Origin of the sequence: Pseudalkalibacillus sp. R45, from assembly GCF_052246725.1 — a bacterium.
GTDB lineage: Bacteria > Bacillota > Bacilli > Bacillales > Fictibacillaceae > Pseudalkalibacillus.
Genome location: NZ_JBQQCL010000001.1, coordinates 594,939 through 619,493 on the forward strand (window position 1 = coordinate 594,939; position 24,555 = coordinate 619,493).

Below are 24,555 nucleotides of genomic sequence, written 5' to 3' on the forward strand. Positions count from 1 at the left end.
GGACAGCTGTTCGTGTTTTTTACCTGCTCCTGTCCCGTATCGCCTTGTTCGGGACAGCTGCTCGTGTTTTTTACCTACTCCTGTCCCGTATCGCCCTGTTTCGGGACATCTGCTCGTGTTTTTTACCTGTCCCTGTCCCTGTCCCGTATCGCCCTGTTTCCTAACAGTATCACGCCTCTCCTACTGTCCGAATAATTGCATCGAACTACACGAATAAAAAACATCAGCCCGATAGCTGATGTTCATGATACGACAAGCTTTATACAGTTTCCAGAAGGATCTTCTGTAAAAACGTGCTGCTCCTCTTTGTCAGCCTTGTAACCTAAAGCGTGTAATCGTGCAGCGGTCTCCATCAGTTGTCGTTCATTTGGAAAAACGATCGTGTACCATTTCAATCCTGCTTCTTTTTCTTGGGGCCGCGGTGCACTTGTTCCATTCCATGTGTTAAGGCCCACATGGTGATGATATCCACCTGAAGCAACAAATAAAGCCTGATGACGGAATGGGACGGTGATATCGAAACCGAGACCAGTCACATAAAATCGCTTCGCTTGTTCGAGATCGTTGACATGGAGGTGGATATGTCCGATAACAGTGTCAGCAGGCAATCCATCCCACGATTTTGTATCAGCCGACTTTAGCAGGTCTTCCATATCTAGAGGATCACTGACAAACGGCAGTTCCCCATCATTCCATATCCATTGATCGGCAGGACGGTCTGTATAGATTTCAATCCCATTTCCATCTGGATCAGCCAAATAAAGGGCTTCGCTGAACAGGTGATCGGAACCACCGTGCAATGGATACTGTTTGTCCACGAGTCTTTTTAAGGATGCACCGAGATCTTCTCTTGTTGGCACCAGGATTGCAAAATGGTAAAGCCCTGTCGTCCTTCTCTGCTTCGGCTCGGCGTCCTTTTTCTCTTCAAGTGTAACGAGCGGAAGTTTACCATCAGCTGTCAATGAGACGAATCCGTCCTTTTCCTCTAAAACTGAAAATCCTATGAGATCTGTATAAAAGTCGATTGACTGCTGTAAATCTGAAACAGCCAAATGGACAAGCCCGACGTAAATGTTTGAATTGCGATGAAATTCCATAACAGCTTCCTCCTTTAGTACATTTCACTTACTTTTTGTAAGTTATTAACTATACTATATCAGACTTTTTTACAACTTACAATAAGTAAATTTAGTTCAATCACACAAAAAAAAACACCATCCCTTTTGTTGAGACAGTGTTTTTATGTAGAACCTATTCAGATGTTGTGATGTATCTTCCTAATGCATTCAGTGCTTCTTCTTCATCTCTTCCGTCTGTAACGATCGTCACCTTAGAACCTGATCCGACAGCTAAGCTCATGATGCCCATGATGCTTTTCGCATTCACTTTCTTCCCGTCTTTTTCTAAAAATACATCTGAGGCAAAACGATTTGCTTCTTGGACAAACAATGCGGCAGGACGGGCCTGCAAGCCGGTTTTCAATTCAACCGTCAATTCTTTTTCTAACAATGGATCATTCCTCCTTGTACATTCCCTATATAGATTTATATATCCACACCCAAGAATAAATGTAAGAAATTTTTGAAAGCGTTCTCTTAAGACTCTAAAAGAAAAACGCCGGACTTACAATTGTCCCTGGCGTATTTTATTGGCCATTTCATCCAGCTTCCGTAAACGGTGATTGATTCCCGATTTACTGATTGGACCAGAGGTGACGAGATCTCCAAGCTCTTGTAACGTCACATCCTGATATTTTACCCGAAGCTCAGCGATTTCGCGAAGTTTGTCCGGCAGTTTCTCCAACCCGACTTCCCGCTCGATCAAACGGATATTCTCCACTTGACGCATTGATGCCCCGACGGTTTTATTCAGATTCGCTGTTTCACAGTTCACAAGACGGTTGACTGAATTCCGCATATCTTTCATGATCCGGACATCTTCAAAATACAACAATGCATTATGAGCGCCGATCAAGGTGAGGAATTCGGAGATCTTTTCTCCTTCTTTCAAGTAGATGATGAATCCTTTTTTCCGTTCTAACATTTTAGCATTCAATTCGAAAGAATTCATCAATTCAAGTAAAGATTGTGTATGTTCTTCATACATTGAGAAAATTTCTAAATGGTAGGAGGTCTCTGGGTGGTTCAAGGATCCCCCTGCAAGGAAAGTACCTCTTAAATAAGACCGCTTGCAGCAGCTTTTTTTCGTGATATCTTTCGAAACGTCCCGCTTGAAGGAAAACCCTTCTCCCATGATATCCAGTTCATTCAATAACGCTCTCGAATCTTGTTTGATCCGAACGATGTAGACGTTATTTTTCTTCAATCTCATTTTTTTACGGACAAGCAACTCGGCTGGATAGCCATATAACTGTTTAATCAATGTATAAATCCTACGTGCTATCGCTGCATTTTCAGTCGGTATATCCAGGATGATTTCTTTATTCGCTAACGAGAGCGACCCGTTCATCCGGATCAATGCCGAGAGCTCAGCTTTCGAACAGCACTTTTTCAGTTCTAGCTTCGTCAATTCTTTCTTTGTATCTGACGCAAAGGACACCATGTACACCCCCTCTAGTTTTCCTGTTTTGGGGTTCTATTTTGAAACGACATCTAAAATGATTTCTGAAACGCGTTTTGCATCATGCCTGATCAGCGAATCATTGTATTGCACTATTTTATCACTGATCACATCAAAGCCAAAGGATTTCAACCTCGCCTCATCATATTCGACAGGCTCTCCACCTTCTTCTTCATATTTCGTCAACACATCAGCCGGTACATTATCATTATTGACAATTATCGTATCAATTATCTGCTGACCGATGTGGGCAACGAGAATATTCACGTGATCAGAGGCGGTAAAGTGATCTGTCTCGCCTGGCTGCGTCATCACGTTGCATATATAGACACTTTTCGCTTTCGATTTCTTGATCTCTTCTGTAATCCCTGGTACGAGCAAGCTCGGCAGGATGCTCGTGTAGAGGCTTCCCGGACCGATCAAGATGAGGTCCGCATCATGAATCGCTCGTAAACTCTCATCCAGCGGTTTCACTGTATCTGGCGTCAAAAAGACACGCACAATCTTTTTCCCTGTATGCGGTATTTTCGACTCACCTGACACGATCGTTCCATCGTTCATCTCTGCATTTAAAATGACACGATGATCGGATGCCGGCAGTACCTTTCCTCGTACGTTCAAAACCTTGGATAACTCCCGGATCCCTGTTACGAAGTTTCCGGTGATATCTGACATTGCAGCCAACAAAAGATTTCCTAACGAGTGTCCAGACAAGCCATTTCCGTTTGTGAACCGATGCTGGAACAATTGCTCGACAAGAGGCTCCACTTCCGAAAGCGCGGCTAGCACATTCCGGATGTCCCCTGGAGGTATGATATCAAGCTCTTCCCTTAATCTCCCTGAACTCCCGCCATCGTCAGCAACCGTTACGATCGCTGTTATATCGACGGGGAACTTCTTTAACCCTCTCAACAGGACTGACAATCCCGTTCCCCCGCCGAAAACGACTATTTTAGGCCTTTGATTCAACTTCAGGTACCTTTTTATCTTTCTTGATATCACGATGGCTGCTATGGACGTGATATTCTTTGCTCAAATAATCCTTCAGGTGTTCAGCAAGGGTGACTGAACGATGCTTTCCGCCAGTACATCCGACTGCGATCACAAGCTGGCTTTTCCCTTCCCGTTTGTAATGCGGAATGATGAAGTCCAGCAATCCTGTCAGCTTTTCGATGAATTTCTGAGTTTCGGACCATTTCAGTACATAGGAAGATACCTCTTCTTCCAATCCTGTTTTTGGTCGCATATGCTCAATATAATGAGGGTTCGGCAAAAAACGCACATCGAACACAAGGTCCGCATCGATAGGCATTCCGTATTTGAAACCGAACGACAAAACATTGATCGTGAACGGATGTGATTCATTTGTTTTGTATCGTTCAATGATATTTTCCCGAAGCTGTTTCGGCTTCATATCAGTCGTATCTAAAATCTTCTGAGCTCTGCCTTTAAGCTCTTCTAGCAATTCTCTTTCGTTTTTGATTCCGTCGAGCGGCAATCCGTCCGGCGCAAGCGGATGTGAGCGTCTTGTCTCTTTATATCGCTGGACTAGTGTCGCATCTGCTGCATCCAAAAACAGAATATGCGGCTTTATGACTGAGGAATCGGACATCTCATCGATTGTCTCAAATAATTGATCGAAAAATTCCCGTCCTCGTAAATCCATGACGAGCGCTACTTTCGTCAGCTTTCCTGTGGAATCTTCCATCAGCTCGACGAATTTTGGCAGCAGCGCAGGAGGCAGGTTATCGACACAGAAATAGCCAAGGTCCTCGAAGCTTTGCATCGCTACAGTTTTTCCAGCACCAGACATACCTGTGATGATGACCATTTTAAATTCTTGTTGTTCCATCTATACCCCGCCTTTCCATTAATCTGTGCCCAAAGGTATGATCCAGCCCTGTGTGCTGATCAATGCCTTGTATGTCGTGGACAACCTTTTTAAGATGGATCTAATCGATAACTGAGCAGTTTGAAATCTGGTGTATACGTAAACGTTCCGATGATCATCCCGTTGCCTGTCATCATGTAATCATGGATATGATGATCGCCGGGAGCCATCGGTAAGTCTGATATCTCTTCTTTCGGTTTCCAGGCTAATTTCCCTTCCTCCGATTCAGAGAGCACTTCACCTTCATAATCAGTCGCATAGAAAGTGAACATCATCCACTCTTCTACAATCTGCTCATCTTCTTTAATGATAAAGTTGAAAACACCTTTTAACTTAGGATTCAATAGATAAAGACCTGTTTCTTCACGGTACTCTCGGATAACCGCATCCTTGATGGTCTCTTCAGACTCCATTTTTCCACCGGGGGCTACCCACCATCCGCGACGAGGTTTTTGAAGCACTAAGATTTGATTATCTTTTTCGAGTACACAATTCGTCACTCGTTGCACATGATTCACCTCTTTCCTCAATTATACTACGTTTTCAAGCAAGCCAACAATTCTAGTTTATGTAATCACTCAGGTTTATTAAACAATTGATTGGATCAGGCAGGAATAGCTTAAATTGCTTGACCTCTTTAGTTTTTCGATGAGAGCCATCCGAATCCCTTTTAAAATAACGTTTTCTCCTGATCACCTTCAAGCTGTTGAAAACAAAAAAAGAGCACGGAACCAAAAGTCCCGTGCACAAAAATAAGAAATTTATTAAAAGGGGGTCAATTTCTTAATTGTATAATAACCTACCAATATTTCACGGTTGTTACAAAATGGTTAAAACCGAATTACTTTTTCTGGATAAAGAAAAATTCAGCTTGTTTTTTACGAACTTACACTCAATTTTTCCATGAGTTCTTCAACATAATGCTGGGCACTTTGTGCAGCAATACTACCGTCGCCAGTTGCTGTAACGATCTGACGCAGCGTTTTTTCACGGATGTCTCCAGCTGCAAAGATTCCTGGAATTTTCGTTTCCATTTCTGAATTCGTTTCAACATAACCATTTTCGTTCGTAATTCCAAGGTCTTTGACTGCTACATTCAATGGAATCATTCCGATATAGATGAAGACGCCATCCGTTTTGAATTCGCGCTCTTCACCGTCTTCAGTGTTCACTAGTGTGACACTGCCGACTTTGTTATTATCAGCGTTTATCTCTTTTACAGTATGGTTCCAGATGAAATCGATTTTCTCATTATCGAACGCACGGTCTTGTAAAATTTTCTGTGCACGCAACTTATCGCGACGGTGTACGATGGTAACTTTTGAAGCAAAACGCGTCAGATAGACACCCTCTTCAACCGCGGAGTCCCCGCCACCTACGACGACAAGTTCTTTGTTTTTGAAGAATGCACCGTCACAGACTGCACAGTATGATACACCGCGTCCGCTCAGTTCTTTTTCACCAGGGATGCCTAATTTTTTATATTCTGCACCTGTACCGATGATAATCGAACGGGCTTTATATTCCTTACCGCCGCCGGCCTTGACCGTCTTGTATTCTTCTCCGTCGATGATTTCCTTTACATCGCCATATGCATATTCAGCACCGAATTTTTTTGCGTGCTCGAACATCTTATTCGATAGATCCGGTCCTAGAATATGATCGTATCCAGGATAGTTCTCAACATCTTCTGTGTTAGCCATTTGACCGCCTGGAATTCCGCGTTCAATCATCAATGTGCTCAAATTCGCACGTGAAGTATATACAGCAGCTGTAAGTCCAGCAGGACCTGCACCTGCAATGATTACGTCATAAATTTTTTCCTCAGACATGCTCTCCACTCCTTTTCCGAAAACCAATTTGCAGTTAGTTTAAACGAATATTCGCCTTCTTATTAGTTATCGTATTAAAGCAACGCCTCTACGTCTAATATAATGCTCAGAAAGGGAGACCGTTCCGGAGACCGTGCCTGGCACCGAAATTGAGCATTACTCTCTCAAGGGGTCTCAGATGGTGCCTGGCACCGAAATTGAGCACTACTCCCTCAAGGGGTCCCAGATGGTGCCTGGCACCGAAATTGAGTCCTACTCTCCCAAGGAGTCTCAGATGGTGCCTGGCACCGAAATTGAGTCCTACTCTCCCAAGGGATCTCAGATGGTGCCTGGCACCGAAATTGAGTCCTACTCTCCCAAGGGGATCCCAGATGGTGCCTGGCACCGCCATCGGCACCGCCTCAAATGTCGGTCATCATTATGGTTTCATGGTTTGGCGGTGGTGGAGGATTTTCAGTGTTTTGACGTATTTTTGAAGGGTGGAAGCTGATATCCCGAATTTCTCAGCGAGACTTTTCTGCGTTGTGGGCTTCTCTTGAAGCTGATCAACCAAATATGTCACTGCTGCTGCCCAGGCTGTCGGATTGGCGATCGACAGGGAGCCATCCCTAGCTTCATTGATCAAGAGATGCCACAGAAATGCCGTATCCGGGTCAAGTTCCTCTCGTATTCCCAAAACATTTTCAAGAATCGCTAAGCCTTTTTCCATATCCTCCGATGGTTGATCGAGCTGCTCGATGCCGCTATCCTTATGAATTTGCACAGATTCATATCCACGTTCAAACAAGATTGTCGCAGCAAGCTCTTTCATAATCGCTGGCTCATTCTCTTCCGCACAGAATGCCTCCAGCGTCGCCGTCGTGTCTTCATCGTCCCAATTACGGATCAACAACAAATGAGACAGCTTATTTTTATGGATCGTACTTCTGAGCTTCTTAATCCGTTCTGACAGCTCATTTGGATCCTGTAAATTATTCAAGGGTATAGTATATTGGTATTCAGCTTCCTCAGAATCGAGAGTGTTATCCCGCAACTTTTCTAAATAATATGTGGCGACTGTACTGTCCGCATCCAGATCAAGAACTTTCTCCCACGCTTTATCAGCCGATTGAACCCGTCCTGTTTTGAATGAAGCGACAGCAAGCCAATGGAAAAAAGTCACATTCCATGCGTAACCATGGGACCGAACTGAATTCAGCCATGCGAAAGCAAGCTCGTCCTCTTCTAAAAGCGCGAACGTGCTACCAAGCTTATAACGATGTTCCGGAATGATCGGATGGATTACCTTCAAGCAACCGAGGAACCGGTCAAGTTCTTTCTGCTGGTATAGTTGTTTGTAAAAAAGAGCAGCATTACAAAGTGCATGAAGATTCCCGGGATTTTTACCGAGAACATCATCAAGCACCGAAAACGCTTCGTCATATTCACCAAGATAAAAATGAGCGAGGGCCAGGTTGTTATAGGCCGCCCAAAATTCCTGGTGTGCATCGACCATCTCTTTCAACAGATTCCGCGCACCAGAAAAATCACCTTTTTCAAGGCTTCGACGTGCTTTTTCATGTTTTACGATCAGCTTTTCTTCGGACGAATGCTTTTCTAAATCTTCCCCAAACTCGGTATGTATCAGATCAAGTAATTCCTCAGAATCCTCGTAGAATTCACCGTTCGGATCATTCTCCATATAGCGTACCGCTTCACTTTCAGCCTCCCGGAACATGCCGAGATGTGCGTAGTTATTCGCCATGAAGTAGTAGCATTCCGATATGTCTGCGTCGATTTCGCTCACGATATATTCAAGCAAGTCGTTTGATTCGATGAAATCGCCAAGTTCAGCTAATGTTGCTGCAAGCTGACACAAGTAAGTCGGTTCCTCCGGCTCGACCTCGACTGCTTTCTCAAATAGCTGTTTCGCTTTGATCAAGTCTTTCTTCTGATATGCCTTTAGACCACGTTGGAAATAATACTCTCCACTTCTAGCAAAAGGAATGACATTACCCCTCGCCTTTTGTGGAGTGTTCTGGTTAACCTTCATTTAATTCAATCACCCGTTCTCTGAAACTTTCCATCGAAAGTATAACACACCCTTACTCTGTCGAACACAGCAAATCAAGAGTTTTCAATAAACGGAAAATTACAGGAATCGCTTGTGTTTTACTTACGATTCCACACTTTCCAGCAATAAACCCCAACATATAGATGAATAGCTTTAACTTCTCGGTAATTCGATCATAAATATGGAAAATCGCTATCAATAAAAATTAGAGGACAACTGTTCCGCTATCGCTAAAACACGGCTGATTTTTATTGATTTTCACCCAATAAGGTCTCTGGTGTCCGCTAATTTTATGAAACATAGGCGTTTCAGCTAAATAAGGTCTCTCATGTCCGCTAAATGTATCGATCTATCCAAAACCCACGTTTACAGTGCACAAAAAACGAAAAGGAGGTTATTCCTTTTCGTCGTTCTTCTTCGTATGCCGTTGTTCGAGAACCGATAAAACCTCATCGAAAGGCAATTCCTGCTCACGGAGCAGCACCATCAGATGATAAAGCAAATCCGCCGACTCCCAGGAAAGCTCTTCCTTGTCACGGTTTTTCGCCGCGATGATCACTTCTGACGCTTCCTCTCCGACTTTTTTAAGGATTTTATCGACGCCTTCTTCAAACAGGTATGTGGTGTAGGAACCTTCCGGACGAGTGCGCTCCCGTTCAGCGATCAACTTCTCAAGATCTGAAAGAATCGCAAGCTTTTCAGTACCAGCAAAATCCAAAGAATTTGCTGACGAATCACCTCGCCCCGCATCTCCTTCAAAAAGCGAGTCGTCAAAGCAACTGAACGTCCCTTTGTGACAGGCAGGGCCTTTCGGATTCACCAGCACGACGAGTGCATCCTGATCACAATCGTAACGGATATCGGTGATCGTCTGTGTGTTCCCCGAAGTCTCCCCTTTATGCCACAGCTCCTGCCTTGAACGGCTAAAGAACCAGGTTCCCTTCGTTTCAAGCGATTTTTTCAACGATTCCTCGTTCATATAAGCGAGCGTAAGTACTTCCTTGCTCACGACATCCTGGACGACTGCCGGAATCAAGCCTTTTTCATCAAAACGTAATTCACTGATCTTCATCGGACATTCACCCCTTGCTGTCTCAAATGATCTTTTACTGCTGCGATTGATGTTTCTTTATAGTGGAAAATCGAAGCCGCTAAAGCTGCGTCCGCATCAGCTTCAATAAAAACCTCATGAAAATGCTCAGCAGATCCCGCTCCACCTGACGCGATCACGGGAACTGTCACCGCATCCCGGACAGCCTTCGTCAACTCGATATGGAAGCCGGATTTTTCACCATCACGGTCCATACTTGTGAGCAGCAACTCCCCGGCGCCTCGTTTCACAGCTTCCTTCGCCCAGTCGATGACTTCCCAATCCGTTGAGCGTTGGCCTCCATTCGTGTACACACGCCATGAACCGAGCTCTTCATCATAACGAGCATCGATCGCGACGACGATGCATTGCGAGCCGAAGTACTCCGATCCGAGCGTGATCAGGTCTGGATTTTTGACAGCTGCAGTATTCAAAGAAACCTTGTCAGCTCCAGCCCGAAGCACACTCTTGATATCTTCCAAAGAATTGATGCCGCCTCCCACTGTAAAAGGGATCGCAAGTGTCGCCGCAACCTGTTCGACCAGGTCGATGATCACGTTCCGGCGTTCGTTGGAAGCTGAAATATCGAGGAACACCAGCTCATCCGCGCCTTGCTCATCGTACGCCTTTGCAAGTTCTACGGGGTCCCCCGCATCTATGATATTGACAAACTGTATGCCTTTTACGACCCGTCCATCCTTCACGTCCAGACAGGGTACAATCCGTTTCGTTAACATCTATTGACCTACCTTTTCTAGTGCTTCCGATAGAGTGAAACGCTCCGTATACAGCGCCTTACCTACAATCGCACCTTCGATTCCATCCTTCTGCCGTCCAGCCAAAATCTGAAGGTCGTCCAGAGAACTGACGCCTCCCGAAGCAATTACCTCAGCGCCTGATTCCTTTGCAAGCTCGGCAATCGCTTCGACATTCGGGCCTTCGAGCGTTCCATCACGTGAAATATCGGTAAAAATGAAGTGCCGCGCTCCAGCCGCAGTAAGCTCCTTCGCTAGTTCGACAGCCTTCACTTCGGAGTTGTCGAGCCAGCCTTCAGTGGCCACATAACCATCGCGGGCATCGAGTCCGATCGCGATCCGCTCCCCGTATTTCTGCAGCATCGCCTTCGTAAATGCTGGATTTTTAACCGCAACACTCCCTAAAATGACCCGGTCCGCACCGTTTTTCAAGTAAAAATCAATATCCTCTTCTGACCGGATCCCTCCGCCGACCTGTACCTTTACATCAAGATCGGAGGCCACCTGAAGGACATGTTTGTGATTCACTTTTTCTGCAGTCTTCGCACCGTCCAGATCAACCATATGGATCCAGCTTGCACCCTGCTCTGCAAAATGCTTCGCCATTTCGAAGGGAGAATCGCCATAGACGGTCTCCTGATCATAATCCCCTTGAAAAAGCCGTACGCATTTACCTCCGCGCATATCGATTGCCGGATACAGTTCAAATCGCTTCATCCTTCTGCCTCCTCTCCACATAGTCACCGAAGTTTTTCAGGATTTCCATGCCAGCATCGCTGCTCTTTTCCGGGTGGAATTGCGCTCCGAAAATATGATCGCGGCCGACAACTGCTGGAACTTCTTCAAAATAATCAGCCGTCGCAAGCAACACGTCCCTGTCCTCCGTCTGCACCAGAAACGAATGCACGAAATAAACGAAGTCCGTGCTGAGATTCTGCAATAAAGGCGTGTCCTGCTGTTGAATTATCATCCGATTCCAGCCCATGTGCGGCACTTTATATGTAGTCCCATCTGCCGTAATCCCCGGAAATCGAACAACACGGCCAGGTAAAAGACCGAGCCCATCCGTCAATCCGTTCTCTTCACTTTCCTCGAACAAAAGCTGCATGCCGAGACAAATTCCGAAAAGCGGCTTCCCGGCTTCCACCTCGTCAACGATGAACTGTGCCATCCCGTCTTTTTTCAACGCAAGCATCGCGTCTTTAAAAGCGCCGACGCCCGGCAGCAGCAACGCATCCGCCTTAGCCAGCTCTTCTTTACACTCTGAGATGAAATGATCGATTTCCAGCCGTTTGAGCGCATTTTGTACCGAGTGGAGGTTTCCCATTCCGTAATCGACAATCCCGATCATTTACAGCATTCCTTTCGTTGAGGGCACGCCTTTTACCCTTGGATCGATCTGAGTCGCTTCATCCAGCGCCCGTCCCAGTGCCTTGAAGATCGCTTCGACGATATGGTGCGTGTTCTTTCCGTGATGGACGATTACATGCAGGTTCATTCGCGCTTCAATCGCAAGCTTCGATAAAAACTCGTGTACAAGCTCCGTATCGAAGGTGCCAAGTTTTGCAGATGGAAGGTCCGCTTTCAACTCCAGATGAGGCCTGTTGCTCAAGTCGATGACAACCTGCGCTAACGCTTCATCCATTGGTATAATTGCATTTCCGTACCTGCGGATCCCTTTTTTATCGCCAAGCGCTTCGATCAGTGCCTGTCCTAAACAGATGCCGATGTCCTCTGTCGTGTGATGATCGTCAATCTCCGTATCGCCTTCCGCCTCGACCTTCAGATCAAATAACCCATGACGGGTCCAAAGATCGAGCATATGATTCAAAAACGGGACCGGAGACTGGATGTCCGATTGCCCGTCTCCATCGATCTGGAGGCTCAGCCTGATGTTCGTTTCATTCGTCTTCCGTGAAATTTCCGCTTTCCGTTCAGTCATTTCTCACTCTTCCTCCAATCGGTAATCGATCGCTCGCGCATGGGCTTCCAACCCCTCAATACGAGCTAGTTTACTAATCTTTCGGCCGTTTTCGAATAAAGCGTCGGTCCCATACGAAATGATGCTTGATTTTTTCGTAAAATCATCAACACTCAACGGGCTTGAAAAACGTGCTGTTCCGCTTGTCGGGAGCACGTGATTCGGTCCTGCGAAATAGTCCCCGATCGGCTCCGCACTGTTTTTACCAAGAAAAATCGCTCCCGCATGCCTGATCTGACCGAGCAGCTCGAACGGGTCATGGGCGACAATCTCAAGATGTTCTGGGGCGAGCTCGTTGACCGCCGCGATCGCTTCTTCCTCTGTATTCGCCACATAAATGACGCCATTGCTGATCACAGACGCTTCTGCAATCGCTTTACGCGGAAGGCTTTCAAGTTGGCGGATCACTTCCCTCGACGTCTCTTCCGCCACTTCGACCGACGTCGTCACAAGAATCGCAGACGCCATCTGATCATGCTCTGCCTGGGACAGAAGATCCGCCGCCAGATGGATCGGGTTCGCCGTATCATCCGCGTAGATGAGGATTTCACTCGGTCCTGCAATCATATCGATGCCGACGTGGCCGAATACTTCCCGCTTCGCCAAAGCAACATAAATATTCCCTGGCCCGACGATTTTATCAACAGGGACAACCACTTCTGTTCCGAACGCCAACGCTCCGATCGCCTGGGCGCCTCCTACTTTATAAATCTCGTTGACGCCACTCTCATTTGCAGCTACCAATACACTTGCTGGTAACGTCCCATCCGGTCGAGGAGGTGTCGTCATCGCAATTCTCTCGACACCTGCTACCTTCGCCGGAATCGCACCCATAAGGACGGATGAAGGATATTCGGCCGTACCACCTGGAACATAGACACCAACAGAATCCAGCGGTGTGATCTTCTGTCCAAGAACCGAGCCGTCATCGTTCGTCATCATCCACGATTCACGGACCTGTTTTTTATGATAGACCTTAATGTTCCGCGCAGCCTCCTGGATGATTTCGATCACTTCTTCATCCAGGGATTCGTACGCTTTTTCGATTTCGACCTTCGTCACCTTCAACGATTCAAGGTCAGCTCCATCAAATTTCTTCGTCAATTCGAAAAGAGCCTGGTCCCCTTCTGCTTGCACCTGTTCAAGGATCCCAAGTACAGCCTTCCTTTGTTCTTCAGTCCCTTGATTCAGCTGCTTTCGAGGCACAGTCCCCTTCAATTGCTGGATTTTCATCGCGTGATCTCCTCCCCTTCAATGACCTTCTCCAACCGACTTACCATCTCATCGATCGCATCTGCTTTGATTCGGTAACTGACTGGGTTAACGATGAACCGCGATGTTATATCGAGGATCCATTCTGTTTCAACAAGTCCATTCTCTATCAATGTCCGGCCGGTCGAGACGATATCGACAATCCGATCTGCCAGCCCGATCAACGGAGCCAATTCAATCGACCCGTTCAGCTTGATGATCTCGACCTGCTTCCCCTGGCTTCTGAAAAAATTCGAAGCGACATTCGGATATTTCGTTGCAATTTTTGGGGCGACGGTATCCAGTTCTGTACCCGGAAGTCCTGCTACCGCCATATGACAACGGGAAATCCCTAAATCCAGCACTTCATAAACGTCCCGCTTTTCTTCAAGCATGACGTCCTTCCCTGCGATCCCGACATCTGCGACACCATGCTCCACATAGGTTGGAACATCCATCGGTTTCGCCAAAATAAAACGCAAATCAGCCTCTTCGATCTCAAGAATAAGTTTGCGTGAATCTTCGAACTCAGGTGGAAGAGTGTAGTCGGCTTCCCGAAGCAACTGGACAGCTTCTTCAAAGATCCGCCCTTTTGGCATCGCAATCGTCAATGTAGATGAACTCACTGCTCTCCCCCCTCTTCTTTTCCGAGATAATAGGTGACATTTGAAAATTGTCCGGTAAACGCATCAAGACTCTCGATGCCTTTGATGTCCTGGACCACGACGGTTTCACCCTTGTCTCTCAGCTTCTTTCCGAACGCATACGCTTCCTTCCGCTGGCCCTCTGAAAATACGACGCAATGCGTGAAAGCTTTCGTTTCTACCAATCGAATCGCTTCCATCAAGTAATCAAGATGGATTCCGAACCCGGTCGCTTTCGCTTCTTTCTCGAATTTCGCGAGGAGCGCATCATAACGTCCCCCGTTACTGATCGGAGAACCAAGTTCAGGGGCATATCCTTCAAAAACCACACCCGTGTAGTAAGTCATGTGGCTGACCAAAGTAAGATCAAGCGTGGCAATGTCATTGACTCCATAAGCTTTCAGACAATCACGCAATGCATGGAGTTCTTCAATTGCCTCATAGCCTCGTGTGGATGTGATCAGCTTTTCCGCATCTTCCAGCTTGTTTTCCCCTCTCAGATGAAGGAAGTCGAGAAGACGCTTCTGATCGATTGATGACAACGGAAGCTTCTTCACATGCTGTTTGTATCCTACGTAATTTTTCTCATATAAAAAACGTTTCAGCGTTTCGACACGCTCGTCCGTTCCAAGAATCTCCTTGAATAACGCATCCACATAACCAAGGTGACCGACAGCGACCTGAAAGTTTTCAAGACCGACATGTTCGAGCGTCTCGATCATCAACGCAATCACTTCTCCATCGGCACTTGTTGAGCCATCCCCGATCAATTCAATACCGAATTGCTCAAACTCTGCAGGACGTCCTCCCTCCTGCTGCTGGGCACGGAATACATTTGCCGAATAAGCGATACGCATCGGTTGCGATTCATTTTGAAGCGTTGACGATGCCACCCGTGCGATCGGTGCCGTCATATCCGGCCTCAACACAAGGGTCTTCCCTTCTTGATCGAGCAATTTGAAAAGCTGCTGCTCCAAAGTTGCAGAAGCTTCCCCTACGGTATCGTAATATTCGACGGTCGGCGTCTGCATGAATCGGTATCCCCATTTCTGGACAGCCTGTTCCATTGCTGCCCGGCTCGCTGATTTGATCTCATACAGGTTTGGCAACGTATCCCGCATGCCTAAAGGTTTTTCAAACACTAATGGTTTCGTCACAACACTCACTCTCCGAATCGATCTATTTTAATTAAAATGGATTTTTTAATTAGGCTATGTTTTTCTTGCAACGTCTTTACGGATGGTTCAACCTTTGTTGCACCAATAGTACTGAGGTTGAAATTAAATAACTCACCTACTCATATTAGTGGACACCAGGGACCTTATTCGCCTAAAACCAGAGGAAATCACGATCGATTTCCGCAAATAGCGGAACAGTTGTCCTCTAATTTTTGAAATCAACCCTTTTTGTCACAGATAACGGAACAGATGTCCTCTAATTTCAACAGGTTATCCACGAAGGCGTTCTGCCACGCAAACAAGACTCTTTTTCAATGAGACAGCGTAAAGGGGGCAAATGTGGTTTCATTCAAATCCTTTAGTTCGCTAATTAACTAACAAGATAAAGGTATAGTAAGTAGTCTAACTTTCTTACAAAAACTCGTCAACCGAAAATTTTATCTTCTGACGTTTTATCTTTACCCTATTTATTCCTTCTTAAATAGTCGTAGTCCAATAACTTGACTCTTACTTAAAGTGCTTCTTATATTCGGGAGTAACATAAGATAAAATGAATACAATATAGCTTAAAAGTTACTTTAGCTATACCCCAACTTCTCACAAATTACATAAGGTTGTTTTCAAACCGATTGTTGAATTCTACCCCTTTGGAAAAATACTCACTTACCGAAGGCACCCTGCTAGCCCACAACGAAAATACGATAATGAAAGAAGGTTTCTTATGTTCAACAAACTCTTTTTCCTTGCAATCATAATTGGTGTTCCTTTATCTGTGGCCGGTAACTTGCTTCACTGGCCGGAAGCGATCATGTTCATCGTCTACTGTCTCACCATCGTTGCTCTTGCGGCCTACATGGGGCGTGCGACTGAAAGTCTTGCGATCCACTCAGGTCCGAGGATAGGCGGGCTGTTGAACGCCACCTTCGGGAATGCTGTCGAGCTCATCATTTCGATTTTCGCCTTGAAAGCTGGTTACGTTTCAATCGTGCTTGCCTCTTTGACAGGTTCTGTCCTTGGAAACCTGCTGCTTGTCGGAGGACTTTCGTTTTTCATCGGTGGCTTACGTTTTAAAAGGCAAAAATTCAACGTCCATGATGCAAGGCATAATTCAGCCCTGCTCATGTTCGGGGTGGTCGTCGCATTCGTTTTCCCTGAAATTTTTGCGATGGATTTGAATGAAGGCGAAGCACTGACGTTAAGCATTTGGGTTTCATGCATATTGATCGGCCTATACCTGGCCGCGCTCTTCTTTAAATTGGTGACACACCGCGGTGTGTACAGCAGTGAGGGCGGAGATGAGGAAGCGCATGAGGAAGAAGCAGAATGGACCGGAAAGAAAGCTTTGATCATCCTGGCGTTGGCGACTGCTGCTGTCGCGTATGTGAGTGAAGCACTCGTCCACACGTTCGAAACGGTCGGAGAGCAATTCGGATGGAGCGAAGTATTCATCGGGGTCATCATCGTAGCGATTGTCGGTAATGCCGCCGAACACGCGTCAGCCATTATCATGGCTTACAAGGACAAGATGGACATAGCGGTCGAAATCGCGGTTGGTTCAACGCTTCAAATCGCGATGTTCGTCGCACCGGTACTCGTGCTGCTCTCACTGATTTTCCCGACACCGATGGCTCTCGTCTTTACGGTTCCAGAACTCGTCGCCATGGTTCTTGCCGTCCTGTTGACGAATACAATCGCAAACGACGGAGACACGAATTGGTTCGAAGGCGCCACCCTGCTAGCTGCCTACTTCATCATGGGCGTCGGCTTCTACCTTCTTTAATAAACGGAGCACATTTCGAAAAAACAAAGTAAACTTGGCAAAGCCAAGCTTTAGCGCAGGCTGTTAGTTGCCCTTATATTGAAGAAAGTATTTATACTTTCTTTAAATGTTAAAATAATGAAACCACTGGTTCACCAGTGGTTTTTCCTTTTGAAAAAGACGGTAGGACCTTAACGGACACAGGAGACCTTATTTGCACAAAACCCCTTCGTTTTTCGAACCTAACGGACACCAGAGACCTTATTTCAAGAAATCCGATCGTAATCAGCTGGTTTTACCTCAAATAACGGCCCTGGTGTCCGCTAAATTTCTGAAACACCCCTTTTCGACACAAATAACGGCTCTCCTGTCCGTTAGCTCCCACGGCTAACGATTTCGGCCCCCCCTTACCATTAACAACACAAAAAGAGCCCCATTCTGAAGGAATCTCTCCAAACACCATGTCGGGTTCGGGATTCACTCAGAATGAGGCTCGCACGATCCAATTTCAGCTTACTTATAGACGTGGTTCACATAACGATGGACGAAACGGCGTACATCCCGTTCCTGTACTTGAAAATGGAACTGGCATCTATGTGCATTCTTGAAATAACTGAAGTCGGTCTGCAGATACTTTTCCAATTGTTTTCGATGAATATGGACCACCAGCTCACTTGACTGGAAAGGTACCGCAATTTTCAACATCGATATATATGGAAGCTCCTTGAACAGATAAACAAGGTTATCAAGAAGCAGTTTTCCTATCTTTAATTTAGTGGAAAAATAATGATCATAATCATCCAGATATTCAGGACTCACGTGATCGCTGTTTTCAAAACGGATGACTGCTTCGTTCCCATTCCAATAAGCATCACGGATATAATCGCTGCCTCTTAGTCGGGATACGGCTGACAAAAAGAAGAACCGGTCCTGTTGCTCTGTTTCTTTTTTCGGTTTCTTCTCAACTGCCGGGCGAACCCAAGCATCGCTTATTTGGAACTCACCATTCATGTAGATCAACGACATTCTCTTCTTTTGCTCCATGTGACACCCACCTTTAATCTATATATCGTCAATATCCGACATTTGTTTATGTTTGGCCATCTCTTCTTCCGTATAGATGAGCCGCATCGGATTTCCGCCTACGAATGAACCGGGTTCAACATCCCTATGTACCAATGTGCCTGCTGAAACGACAGCTCCGTCACCGATCGTCACACCGGGCAGAATCGTACTGTTGGCCCCGATCATCACTTCATCTCCAATATTTACATTACCAAGACGATACTCTTTTATCAAATATTCATGCGTCAAAATTGTCGTATTATATCCGATTATGGTGTTTCGACCGACCGAAATCCGTTCAGGAAACATGATATCGACCATGACCATCAAAGCAAAGGCTGTCTGTTCGCCTACTTTCATACGTAGAAATGTGCGGTACAGCCAGTTTTTCACTGGAATGATCGGGGTATATCTCGCAAGCTGGATGACTACGAAGTTTTTCAGCACCTTGAAGAATGGCACTGTCTTGTAGATCTGCCAGAGCGCATTGCTTCCCTTAACAGGATGACGCTCAGTCTTCCGCATTATACATTCACCTCTAAGACTTTTAATAGATCCGGCATTTCTTCAAGCATGTAATCCGGTTCAGATCGTTCGAGGTTTTCTCTCCCCTTGATTGTCCAGGAGACAGCGGCCGTCAACGTACCGGCATTTTTACCTGCTTCGATATCATAACGGCTGTCCCCGACCATGATCGCAGAGGTTATATCGGATTGAAGCTTGTCCAACGCACGGATCACAGGCTGCGGGTCAGGTTTCGCACGCTCAACGTCATCCAGCGTGACAATCGTCGTGAAATACTCGCCTAAGCCCGTGATTTCAAGACCAAGCTCAACCGCATCCCGCATCTTCGTCGTTACGATGCCAAGCTTGAACCCTTTCTCATGCAGGGTTTTTACCGTATAGGCAACCCCTTCGAAAGCATGCACATACTCTTCATGATGGGCAAGATTATGTTCTTTATACGTACACACCATATCGGCAACGGACGTTTCATCAACTCTCTTAAAAGAATCCACCAAAGGCTCCCCGATGAAGGAAATGATGTCATCACGAGAGTATTGCTGCGGCTTGAACTGCTCCAATGTATGTGTAAAAGAAGAGATGATCAAATCGTTCGTATTGATCAACGTACCATCTAAATCAAACAGAATCGTATCAATTTTCATAGTTGGCTTCCTTTCGATGTCTGTATACGTTTTTTGCTTCCACCCGGTTCCAGACGAATGCTACTACCATCGTTAAAATGATCGCGACAACAAGCCGGATGATGAGCAATGGCCACACCGGTATTCCGAGCGGGATGAAAATCAAGGTATCTTCAATGACAGCATGACAGGATACGAGAAAAATGAATGCTAGATAAAGGTCTTTCTTTTCCACGCCATCCTCTTTGACAGCCTGCATCATTACGCCAGCACCGTATGCGAGGCCGAAAAAGATACCTGCTGCTAGAGTCGTAGACGTGTTCGCTTTCATGCCTAGCGATCTTGTAATCGGCGCCATCCAACGCGAAAACACCGTCAACCAATTCAAGTCTTTCATCACCTGGATGAAGATCATAAGCGGGATGACGATCGCCGCCAGCTGGAGAATACCGACGAACCCTTTTTCCAACCCGTGCCATAAAATGTTCCAAAAACCGTTGACCTGTTCTTCTGTGCCTGAAATGAACCCATAGACGGCTTGTTCTGAACCGCCTTTCCACACGAGCGAGATGAAGAATGCAGAAATCAACGCAAGCCCGATCCGCACAACCATCACGATCCACATCTTGATTCCGACCTTTGTCGCAACCGACGATTCGATCAGTAGATTGTGTGAAAACGAGAGCATGACAGCAAGGATGAACACTTCCTTCACCGTCAGATCAAGGCTGAGGATTGCGCCGATACCCGCATACAAGTTTAAAAAGTTACCGATGACGAGCGGCAGAGCAGCTTCGCCTGAAAGACCGATCCATTTCATCAAAGGCTCCGCAAGCTTGACGAGCCAATCCATCAGAGGTGTTTGTCCAAGAATTGTAACGATCAGAGTAATTGGGAAGATGATTTTACCTAGTGCCCATGTTGTATTCAGGCCAACCTTCAGGCCGTTTTTCAATGTGTTCATCATTTTCTGCTTCCCCTTTCTCTCGCTGCTACAATTCGTTATACCGTTTATCTGCTAACCCAGTTTTCCTGCGATAGATGATGATACCGATACTAATGACGATCAGCACAATCGAAATCACCTGGGCGATCCGCAATGAGTCCGTCAGCATCAGGCTGTCCGTCCGTAACCCCTCGACAAAGAACCGGCCGATTGAGTAATAGATGACATAGGTCAAGAACAGCTCACCGCGCCGTAAGTTGACACGCCGCAAACCGATCAACAGTGCGAATCCGATGAGATTCCAAATCGATTCATACAGGAACGTCGGATGATAGTACGCCCCTTCTATGTACATCTGATTGATGATCCAATCCGGAAGATATAAGCCTTCTAAAAATTCACGCGTAACCTCGCCGCCATGGGCCTCCTGATTCATGAAGTTGCCCCAGCGGCCGATCGCTTGCCCGAGGATGATGCTTGGCGCCGCAATATCTACAAGCTTCCAGAAGGACAAATCTTTCACTTTTGAAAACACGTAAGCTGTCAAAAACGAACCGATCAGCGCACCATGGATCGCGATGCCGCCTTCCCAGATCTTGATGATTTCACCCACGTTATCTTTATAATAATGCCACTCGAACGCGACATAATAGATCCGTGCGCAAATGATCGCTACCGGAACAGCGATCATGACGAGATCGACGAACGTTTCCGAATTGATGCCTAAACGCTTTGACTCACGGACCGCGATATAGAGTCCGAGCAAAGCTCCAAATCCTATGATAATGCCATACCAGTATATGGTCAATGGACCGATTTCAAGTGCAACCCGGTCCAATGGCTGGATGTTTGCAACCATATCCTCTTACCTCCTAAAAGTCATCGTAATCTGGTGTATCGATGACATTGTTCAGCTTCTCCGAAAACTGTTGTGCCGCATTGACCCCCATCCTCTTCAGACGGAAGTTCATAGCAGCGACCTCGATAATGACAGCAAGGTTTCGTCCAGGACGGACCGGTACCGTCAACCTCGGCAGTTCGACATCGATGATTTTCATCGATTCTTCATCAAGACCGAGCCTGTCATAGTTTTTTTTCTGATCCCATGTTTCGAGGTTGATCACCAAAGCGATCTTCTTAAAATTACGGATCGCACCTGCACCGAACAGGGTCATGACATTGATGATCCCGAGCCCACGGATTTCCAACAGATGCTGAATCAGCTCAGGTGAACTTCCGACAAGTGTTTTTTCGTCTTCCTGACGGATTTCCACCGAATCATCGGCAACCAATCTGTGGCCCCTTTTTACAAGCTCGAGTGCACTTTCACTTTTCCCGACGCCACTAGACCCTGTAATAAGGACACCGATTCCGTAAATATCAACGAGCACACCGTGTACCGCTGTCGTCGGTGCCAATTTACTCTCTAAAAAGTTCGTCAGCCGGCTGCTGAGACGTGTCGTCGTCAATTGTGACCGTAAAATCGGGATGCCCTTTTCTTCTGCAGCCTCACCTAATTCCGGGGGCACGTCCCATCCTCTCGAGATCACAATGCCTGGAGTCTCGTCCCTGCAAAGCTTGCGGAGACGTTCCCTGCGGATCCGGTCATCCAGTCCGTTGACAAACGAAAGCTCCGTCTTACCCAACAGTTGCAGGCGCTCTGCCGGGTAATACGCAAAATAACCCGCCATTTCAAGGCCAGGACGTGAAATATCACTTGTCGTAATCGTCCGATCGATGCCGCTCTCGCCATGTACAAGCTCCAGCTGGAACTCATCGATCAGATCTTTTATATGTATGTTCGCCATTTTGAAGGTCACTCCCACTTTCTAGCGTTTCTACCACCCTATATTTTAGCATTCTTTTTCATATCATGCCGACTCTACACCTAGTTTTCCAGAAAAAGGTTGTAAATTATGAGTGACTATCGGGTAAATCAACGATATATTTCGGTTTTGCACCGGTAAATTTGAAGTTTGCTCCGATAAAATTTGTGTTTGCACCGATATAGGTCCGAGGGTGATTTCTAAAGCGTAACTCATTCAATTTTACGACATTCCGCCTTTAAAAGAATCCATCCAAACGCTCAAAAATTGTGGAGAAACCTTCAACGGATATTAGTTGGGAGAATAACTTGACAGGTAATCGCTTACATGTGCGAAGGTAACCAACTCTGCAACAGCTCAATGAAGATCAGCCCTACAGTTTAGTATAGTAAAAAAGTACCGAGTGGCCGGATTAAGTGAGATTTTGGCCGAATTCCGGTTCAATTTGGCCGGATTCCTACATAAACCCGCCGGAATAAGTTGCAAAGCCGCCGGATTATCCTATGAACCTGCCGGATTACCTCCCAAATCAGCACTGGACAGAAAACCCACCAAAAAAAAACTGACCTGGATTTCATCTTTCTCCAGGTCAGTCCTTCAATTTTTATCGATCTTTAAACGGTTTGACGATCAGGTTGTTGATCAACAGGTTCAAAACCGAGATGATGATCGCCGCGACCAGCGCCATGCCAAATCCCGAAATCATGAATGAGTCCCCCATCAATGCTTGTGTGAGCATCAGGGTGATTGCATTGATCACGAACAAGAACAGTCCAAGGCTCAAAATCGTGACAGGCAAGGTCAAAATCACCAAAATCGGTTTGACAATTACATTCATGATTGCTAACAAAATACTCGCGATGATCGCTGCTCCGATTCCAGACAAATAGAAGGATTCACTGAAAAATCCGGAGACGACCATCAACACGATCGTATTGACAATTAAAGAAACAATCCATCCTCTCAAAACACTTCCTCCTTACCGCTTTGCAATTGAAATCGAACCGGTCTTCGCCACCGCCTCAATTTCATAGGTCGTCGGTGCATCTTCATTCGCGATGAATTCCATCCGTTTTAGCACCACATCTTTTGTCTCTTTCTTAATATCAACTTTATCAAGAAAACAATTCAGACTGCCAATCGTAGCTTTCATGTTTCCATCAACCCGCAAACTGTCAGGCACTAGGATTTCAATTTTTCCAGCGACCGTTTTAAAAGAAGCTTTTCCAGGCATGGCATCTTCTAATGTGAAGTTGATCGAGCCATTCAAAGTTTCTGCCTCGACGTCTTCATACTTGCCATTCAAACGGATCGCCCCGTTCAGCGTCTCAAGGTCAAGTTTTTTCCAGTTACTCTGATCCAATCTGATCTTCCCATTCGAGGTCGAGGCATTCAATGAACCACCATCTACACGGTTCAACGTTACTGCTCCGTTCGATGTACGAACGATCATCCGGTTCGTCTTCAATTCATCGAGGGTGATGGCACCGTTCGCTGTGCGAAGCTGGATCTCCTCGTACATTTTCGTCGGCACGTACATGTGCGCTTGCACTTTCAGGCGGTTTTCATCGACTAGGAATTGGAGCTCACCTGATTCCGTCGCAAAATGTGCATTTTTCAAAAAGTACGCTTTCGCTTCTTCAGTCGACTGGGTCCGGTACACCGAAACATGGCACTCGACCCGAACACTCTGCTCCTCCCACGGATGCAACTGGATTCCCCCATTGGTTACATGGATCTTCAGACGGTTAAAATCAACATCGTTTTCCTGAAAAACATGATCGATTTCAATTGCCTGACCGAAGTTGAAATCAAAATCAGTATCCTTCAATTTCGTCACTACCCGGTCGATCAAGCTCGAAAACTTACTGATCGTCGATTGTTCTGACTTTTTCTCATACGTATGGGTGTTGTGGGTTTTGTGCTGCTGATTTGCGCTTCCGGTTTTCTGTTCATTCGATTGTTGCTTTTGCCCCGAATAATTAACTGTCGCTGTTCTGACAGGCTGCTTTTCTTCGTCAAGATCGTTTTCTCCAACTGCTTTTAAAAGTTCAACCGCTTCTGCCGATGAAATTTTCCCCTCATCTAGCATTTTCAAAATCATCTTCCGCTCTTCCATTCTAAAAATCCCCCTTCAGTTTTTTAAACATAAAGCAGGCTACGCCGATTGTTCGAAACCTATTTCTCCTGTAATACATGTATACCCTTCATGATGTTCCATATAGCAGCGGTCACTGCAGCACCCCCGAAAAAAATCATGCTGATGACCGTGAAATAGTTTACGATCTGCCCTGATTCGAAAAATAAGATTGATAAGATTGCCAGGGCGAGGACAGGAATTAAATGAGAAATGTAGGCAAGACGTGCATGCTGCCTGACATCCCGATCGTCAATGAGTAGAAAAATGACTGCTGGTACGATAAAAGGTGCGAAAAACACACTCATGTAGCTTAATGATTTGATCAACTTACCCGATGAAGACAACCCCGTTCTCCTCCATTCAATAAGACTATAAAATTTTTCGAGCACTTATTATATGTATGTGACCCGCCCAGG

At 46.0% G+C, this 24,555-nt stretch carries 26 protein-coding genes; 1 reads left to right on the top strand and 25 read right to left on the bottom strand.

The features are described 5' to 3' along the window. Positions 1–242 precede the first annotated feature (242 nt). The 16 genes from ACTWQL_RS02925 to ACTWQL_RS03000 all read right to left on the bottom strand — a co-directional run bounded on the left by ACTWQL_RS02925 (position 243) and on the right by ACTWQL_RS03000 (position 15,234). Positions 243–1,097, bottom strand: a complete 855-nt coding sequence (locus ACTWQL_RS02925) for a VOC family protein (RefSeq protein WP_443140920.1) — start codon at positions 1,095–1,097, stop codon at positions 243–245. A gap of 154 nt (positions 1,098–1,251) precedes the next feature. Beyond that, positions 1,252–1,509: an HPr family phosphocarrier protein gene (locus ACTWQL_RS02930; RefSeq protein ID WP_443140921.1), complete on the bottom strand. Its 258-nt coding sequence runs from the start codon at positions 1,507–1,509 to the stop codon at positions 1,252–1,254. 114 nt (positions 1,510–1,623) lie between these two features. Then, positions 1,624–2,559, bottom strand: a complete 936-nt coding sequence (whiA, locus tag ACTWQL_RS02935; protein WP_443141457.1) for a DNA-binding protein WhiA — start codon at positions 2,557–2,559, stop codon at positions 1,624–1,626. A 36-nt stretch (positions 2,560–2,595) separates the two neighbouring features. After that, complete coding sequence (locus tag ACTWQL_RS02940) at positions 2,596–3,549, bottom strand: gluconeogenesis factor YvcK family protein (RefSeq protein WP_443140922.1); 954 nt, start codon at positions 3,547–3,549, stop codon at positions 2,596–2,598. Further along, the gene (gene rapZ / locus ACTWQL_RS02945) at positions 3,533–4,432 is read right to left on the bottom strand and encodes an RNase adapter RapZ (RefSeq protein WP_443140923.1); all 900 of its coding nucleotides are present in this window, start codon (positions 4,430–4,432) and stop codon (positions 3,533–3,535) included. Before rapZ ends, ACTWQL_RS02940 begins: the two co-directional genes overlap by 17 nt. 89 nt (positions 4,433–4,521) lie before the next feature. Beyond that, a complete protein-coding gene (locus ACTWQL_RS02950) occupies positions 4,522–4,980 on the bottom strand; it encodes an 8-oxo-dGTP diphosphatase (RefSeq protein ID WP_443140924.1) in 459 nt (152 codons plus the stop codon). Positions 4,981–5,349: 369 nt separating this feature from the next. Then, positions 5,350–6,303 carry a thioredoxin-disulfide reductase gene (gene trxB, locus ACTWQL_RS02955; protein WP_443140925.1) on the bottom strand — a complete coding sequence of 318 codons (954 nt, stop codon included), beginning with the start codon at positions 6,301–6,303 and terminating at the stop codon, positions 5,350–5,352. 418 nt (positions 6,304–6,721) lie between these two features. Then, positions 6,722–8,335: a tetratricopeptide repeat protein gene (locus ACTWQL_RS02960; RefSeq protein ID WP_443140926.1), complete on the bottom strand. Its 1,614-nt coding sequence runs from the start codon at positions 8,333–8,335 to the stop codon at positions 6,722–6,724. A 415-nt stretch (positions 8,336–8,750) separates the two neighbouring features. Beyond that, positions 8,751–9,428 carry a bifunctional phosphoribosyl-AMP cyclohydrolase/phosphoribosyl-ATP diphosphatase HisIE gene (hisIE, locus tag ACTWQL_RS02965; RefSeq protein ID WP_443140927.1) on the bottom strand — a complete coding sequence of 226 codons (678 nt, stop codon included), beginning with the start codon at positions 9,426–9,428 and terminating at the stop codon, positions 8,751–8,753. After that, entirely contained in the window at positions 9,425–10,183 is a 759-nt protein-coding gene (gene hisF / locus ACTWQL_RS02970) for an imidazole glycerol phosphate synthase subunit HisF (RefSeq protein WP_443140928.1), read from the bottom strand. Before hisF ends, hisIE begins: the two co-directional genes overlap by 4 nt. Beyond that, complete coding sequence (hisA, locus tag ACTWQL_RS02975) at positions 10,184–10,918, bottom strand: 1-(5-phosphoribosyl)-5-[(5-phosphoribosylamino)methylideneamino]imidazole-4-carboxamide isomerase (protein WP_443140929.1); 735 nt, start codon at positions 10,916–10,918, stop codon at positions 10,184–10,186. Further along, positions 10,905–11,552, bottom strand: coding sequence for an imidazole glycerol phosphate synthase subunit HisH (gene hisH, locus ACTWQL_RS02980; protein ID WP_443140930.1), 648 nt, complete (start codon positions 11,550–11,552; stop codon positions 10,905–10,907). Before hisH ends, hisA begins: the two co-directional genes overlap by 14 nt. Then, positions 11,553–12,143 (bottom strand): imidazoleglycerol-phosphate dehydratase HisB, encoded by a 591-nt coding sequence (hisB, locus tag ACTWQL_RS02985; RefSeq protein ID WP_443140931.1) that lies wholly within the window; start codon positions 12,141–12,143, stop codon positions 11,553–11,555. It lies immediately after the preceding gene. Positions 12,144–12,146: 3 nt separating this feature from the next. Continuing rightward, a complete protein-coding gene (gene hisD, locus ACTWQL_RS02990) occupies positions 12,147–13,415 on the bottom strand; it encodes a histidinol dehydrogenase (RefSeq protein WP_443140932.1) in 1,269 nt (422 codons plus the stop codon). Next, entirely contained in the window at positions 13,412–14,032 is a 621-nt protein-coding gene (gene hisG / locus ACTWQL_RS02995; RefSeq protein ID WP_443141458.1) for an ATP phosphoribosyltransferase, read from the bottom strand. The genes hisD and hisG overlap by 4 nt, the downstream gene beginning before the upstream one ends. A gap of 23 nt (positions 14,033–14,055) precedes the next feature. Then, positions 14,056–15,234, bottom strand: coding sequence for an ATP phosphoribosyltransferase regulatory subunit (locus ACTWQL_RS03000; RefSeq protein WP_443140933.1), 1,179 nt, complete (start codon positions 15,232–15,234; stop codon positions 14,056–14,058). Positions 15,235–15,976: 742 nt separating this feature from the next. Between ACTWQL_RS03000 and cax the strand changes: the two genes are divergently transcribed. After that, positions 15,977–17,035 (top strand): calcium/proton exchanger, encoded by a 1,059-nt coding sequence (cax, locus tag ACTWQL_RS03005; RefSeq protein ID WP_443140934.1) that lies wholly within the window; start codon positions 15,977–15,979, stop codon positions 17,033–17,035. A 492-nt stretch (positions 17,036–17,527) separates the two neighbouring features. On the opposite strand, the gene ACTWQL_RS03010 is transcribed toward cax, so the two are convergent. From ACTWQL_RS03010 to ACTWQL_RS03050, 9 genes are all read right to left on the bottom strand, one after another. Continuing rightward, positions 17,528–18,058: a hypothetical protein gene (locus ACTWQL_RS03010; RefSeq protein ID WP_443140935.1), complete on the bottom strand. Its 531-nt coding sequence runs from the start codon at positions 18,056–18,058 to the stop codon at positions 17,528–17,530. 18 nt (positions 18,059–18,076) lie between these two features. Further along, positions 18,077–18,604 (bottom strand): acyltransferase, encoded by a 528-nt coding sequence (locus ACTWQL_RS03015; protein ID WP_443140936.1) that lies wholly within the window; start codon positions 18,602–18,604, stop codon positions 18,077–18,079. Continuing rightward, entirely contained in the window at positions 18,604–19,248 is a 645-nt protein-coding gene (ppaX, locus tag ACTWQL_RS03020) for a pyrophosphatase PpaX (protein ID WP_443140937.1), read from the bottom strand. Before ppaX ends, ACTWQL_RS03015 begins: the two co-directional genes overlap by 1 nt. Then, on the bottom strand, positions 19,238–20,191 hold the full coding sequence (locus ACTWQL_RS03025) for a nucleoside recognition domain-containing protein (protein ID WP_443141459.1): 954 nt from the start codon (positions 20,189–20,191) through the stop codon (positions 19,238–19,240). The genes ppaX and ACTWQL_RS03025 overlap by 11 nt, the downstream gene beginning before the upstream one ends. A gap of 28 nt (positions 20,192–20,219) precedes the next feature. Beyond that, entirely contained in the window at positions 20,220–21,032 is an 813-nt protein-coding gene (gene lgt / locus ACTWQL_RS03030; protein WP_443140938.1) for a prolipoprotein diacylglyceryl transferase, read from the bottom strand. A gap of 13 nt (positions 21,033–21,045) precedes the next feature. After that, on the bottom strand, positions 21,046–21,981 hold the full coding sequence (gene hprK, locus ACTWQL_RS03035) for an HPr(Ser) kinase/phosphatase (protein WP_443140939.1): 936 nt from the start codon (positions 21,979–21,981) through the stop codon (positions 21,046–21,048). A gap of 622 nt (positions 21,982–22,603) precedes the next feature. Further along, positions 22,604–22,966: a phage holin family protein gene (locus tag ACTWQL_RS03040; RefSeq protein WP_443140940.1), complete on the bottom strand. Its 363-nt coding sequence runs from the start codon at positions 22,964–22,966 to the stop codon at positions 22,604–22,606. Positions 22,967–22,978: 12 nt separating this feature from the next. Continuing rightward, on the bottom strand, positions 22,979–24,118 hold the full coding sequence (locus tag ACTWQL_RS03045; RefSeq protein WP_443140941.1) for a DUF4097 family beta strand repeat-containing protein: 1,140 nt from the start codon (positions 24,116–24,118) through the stop codon (positions 22,979–22,981). 59 nt (positions 24,119–24,177) lie between these two features. Continuing rightward, positions 24,178–24,483 (bottom strand): hypothetical protein, encoded by a 306-nt coding sequence (locus ACTWQL_RS03050; protein WP_443140942.1) that lies wholly within the window; start codon positions 24,481–24,483, stop codon positions 24,178–24,180. Between the last annotated feature and the right edge of the window lie 72 nt (positions 24,484–24,555).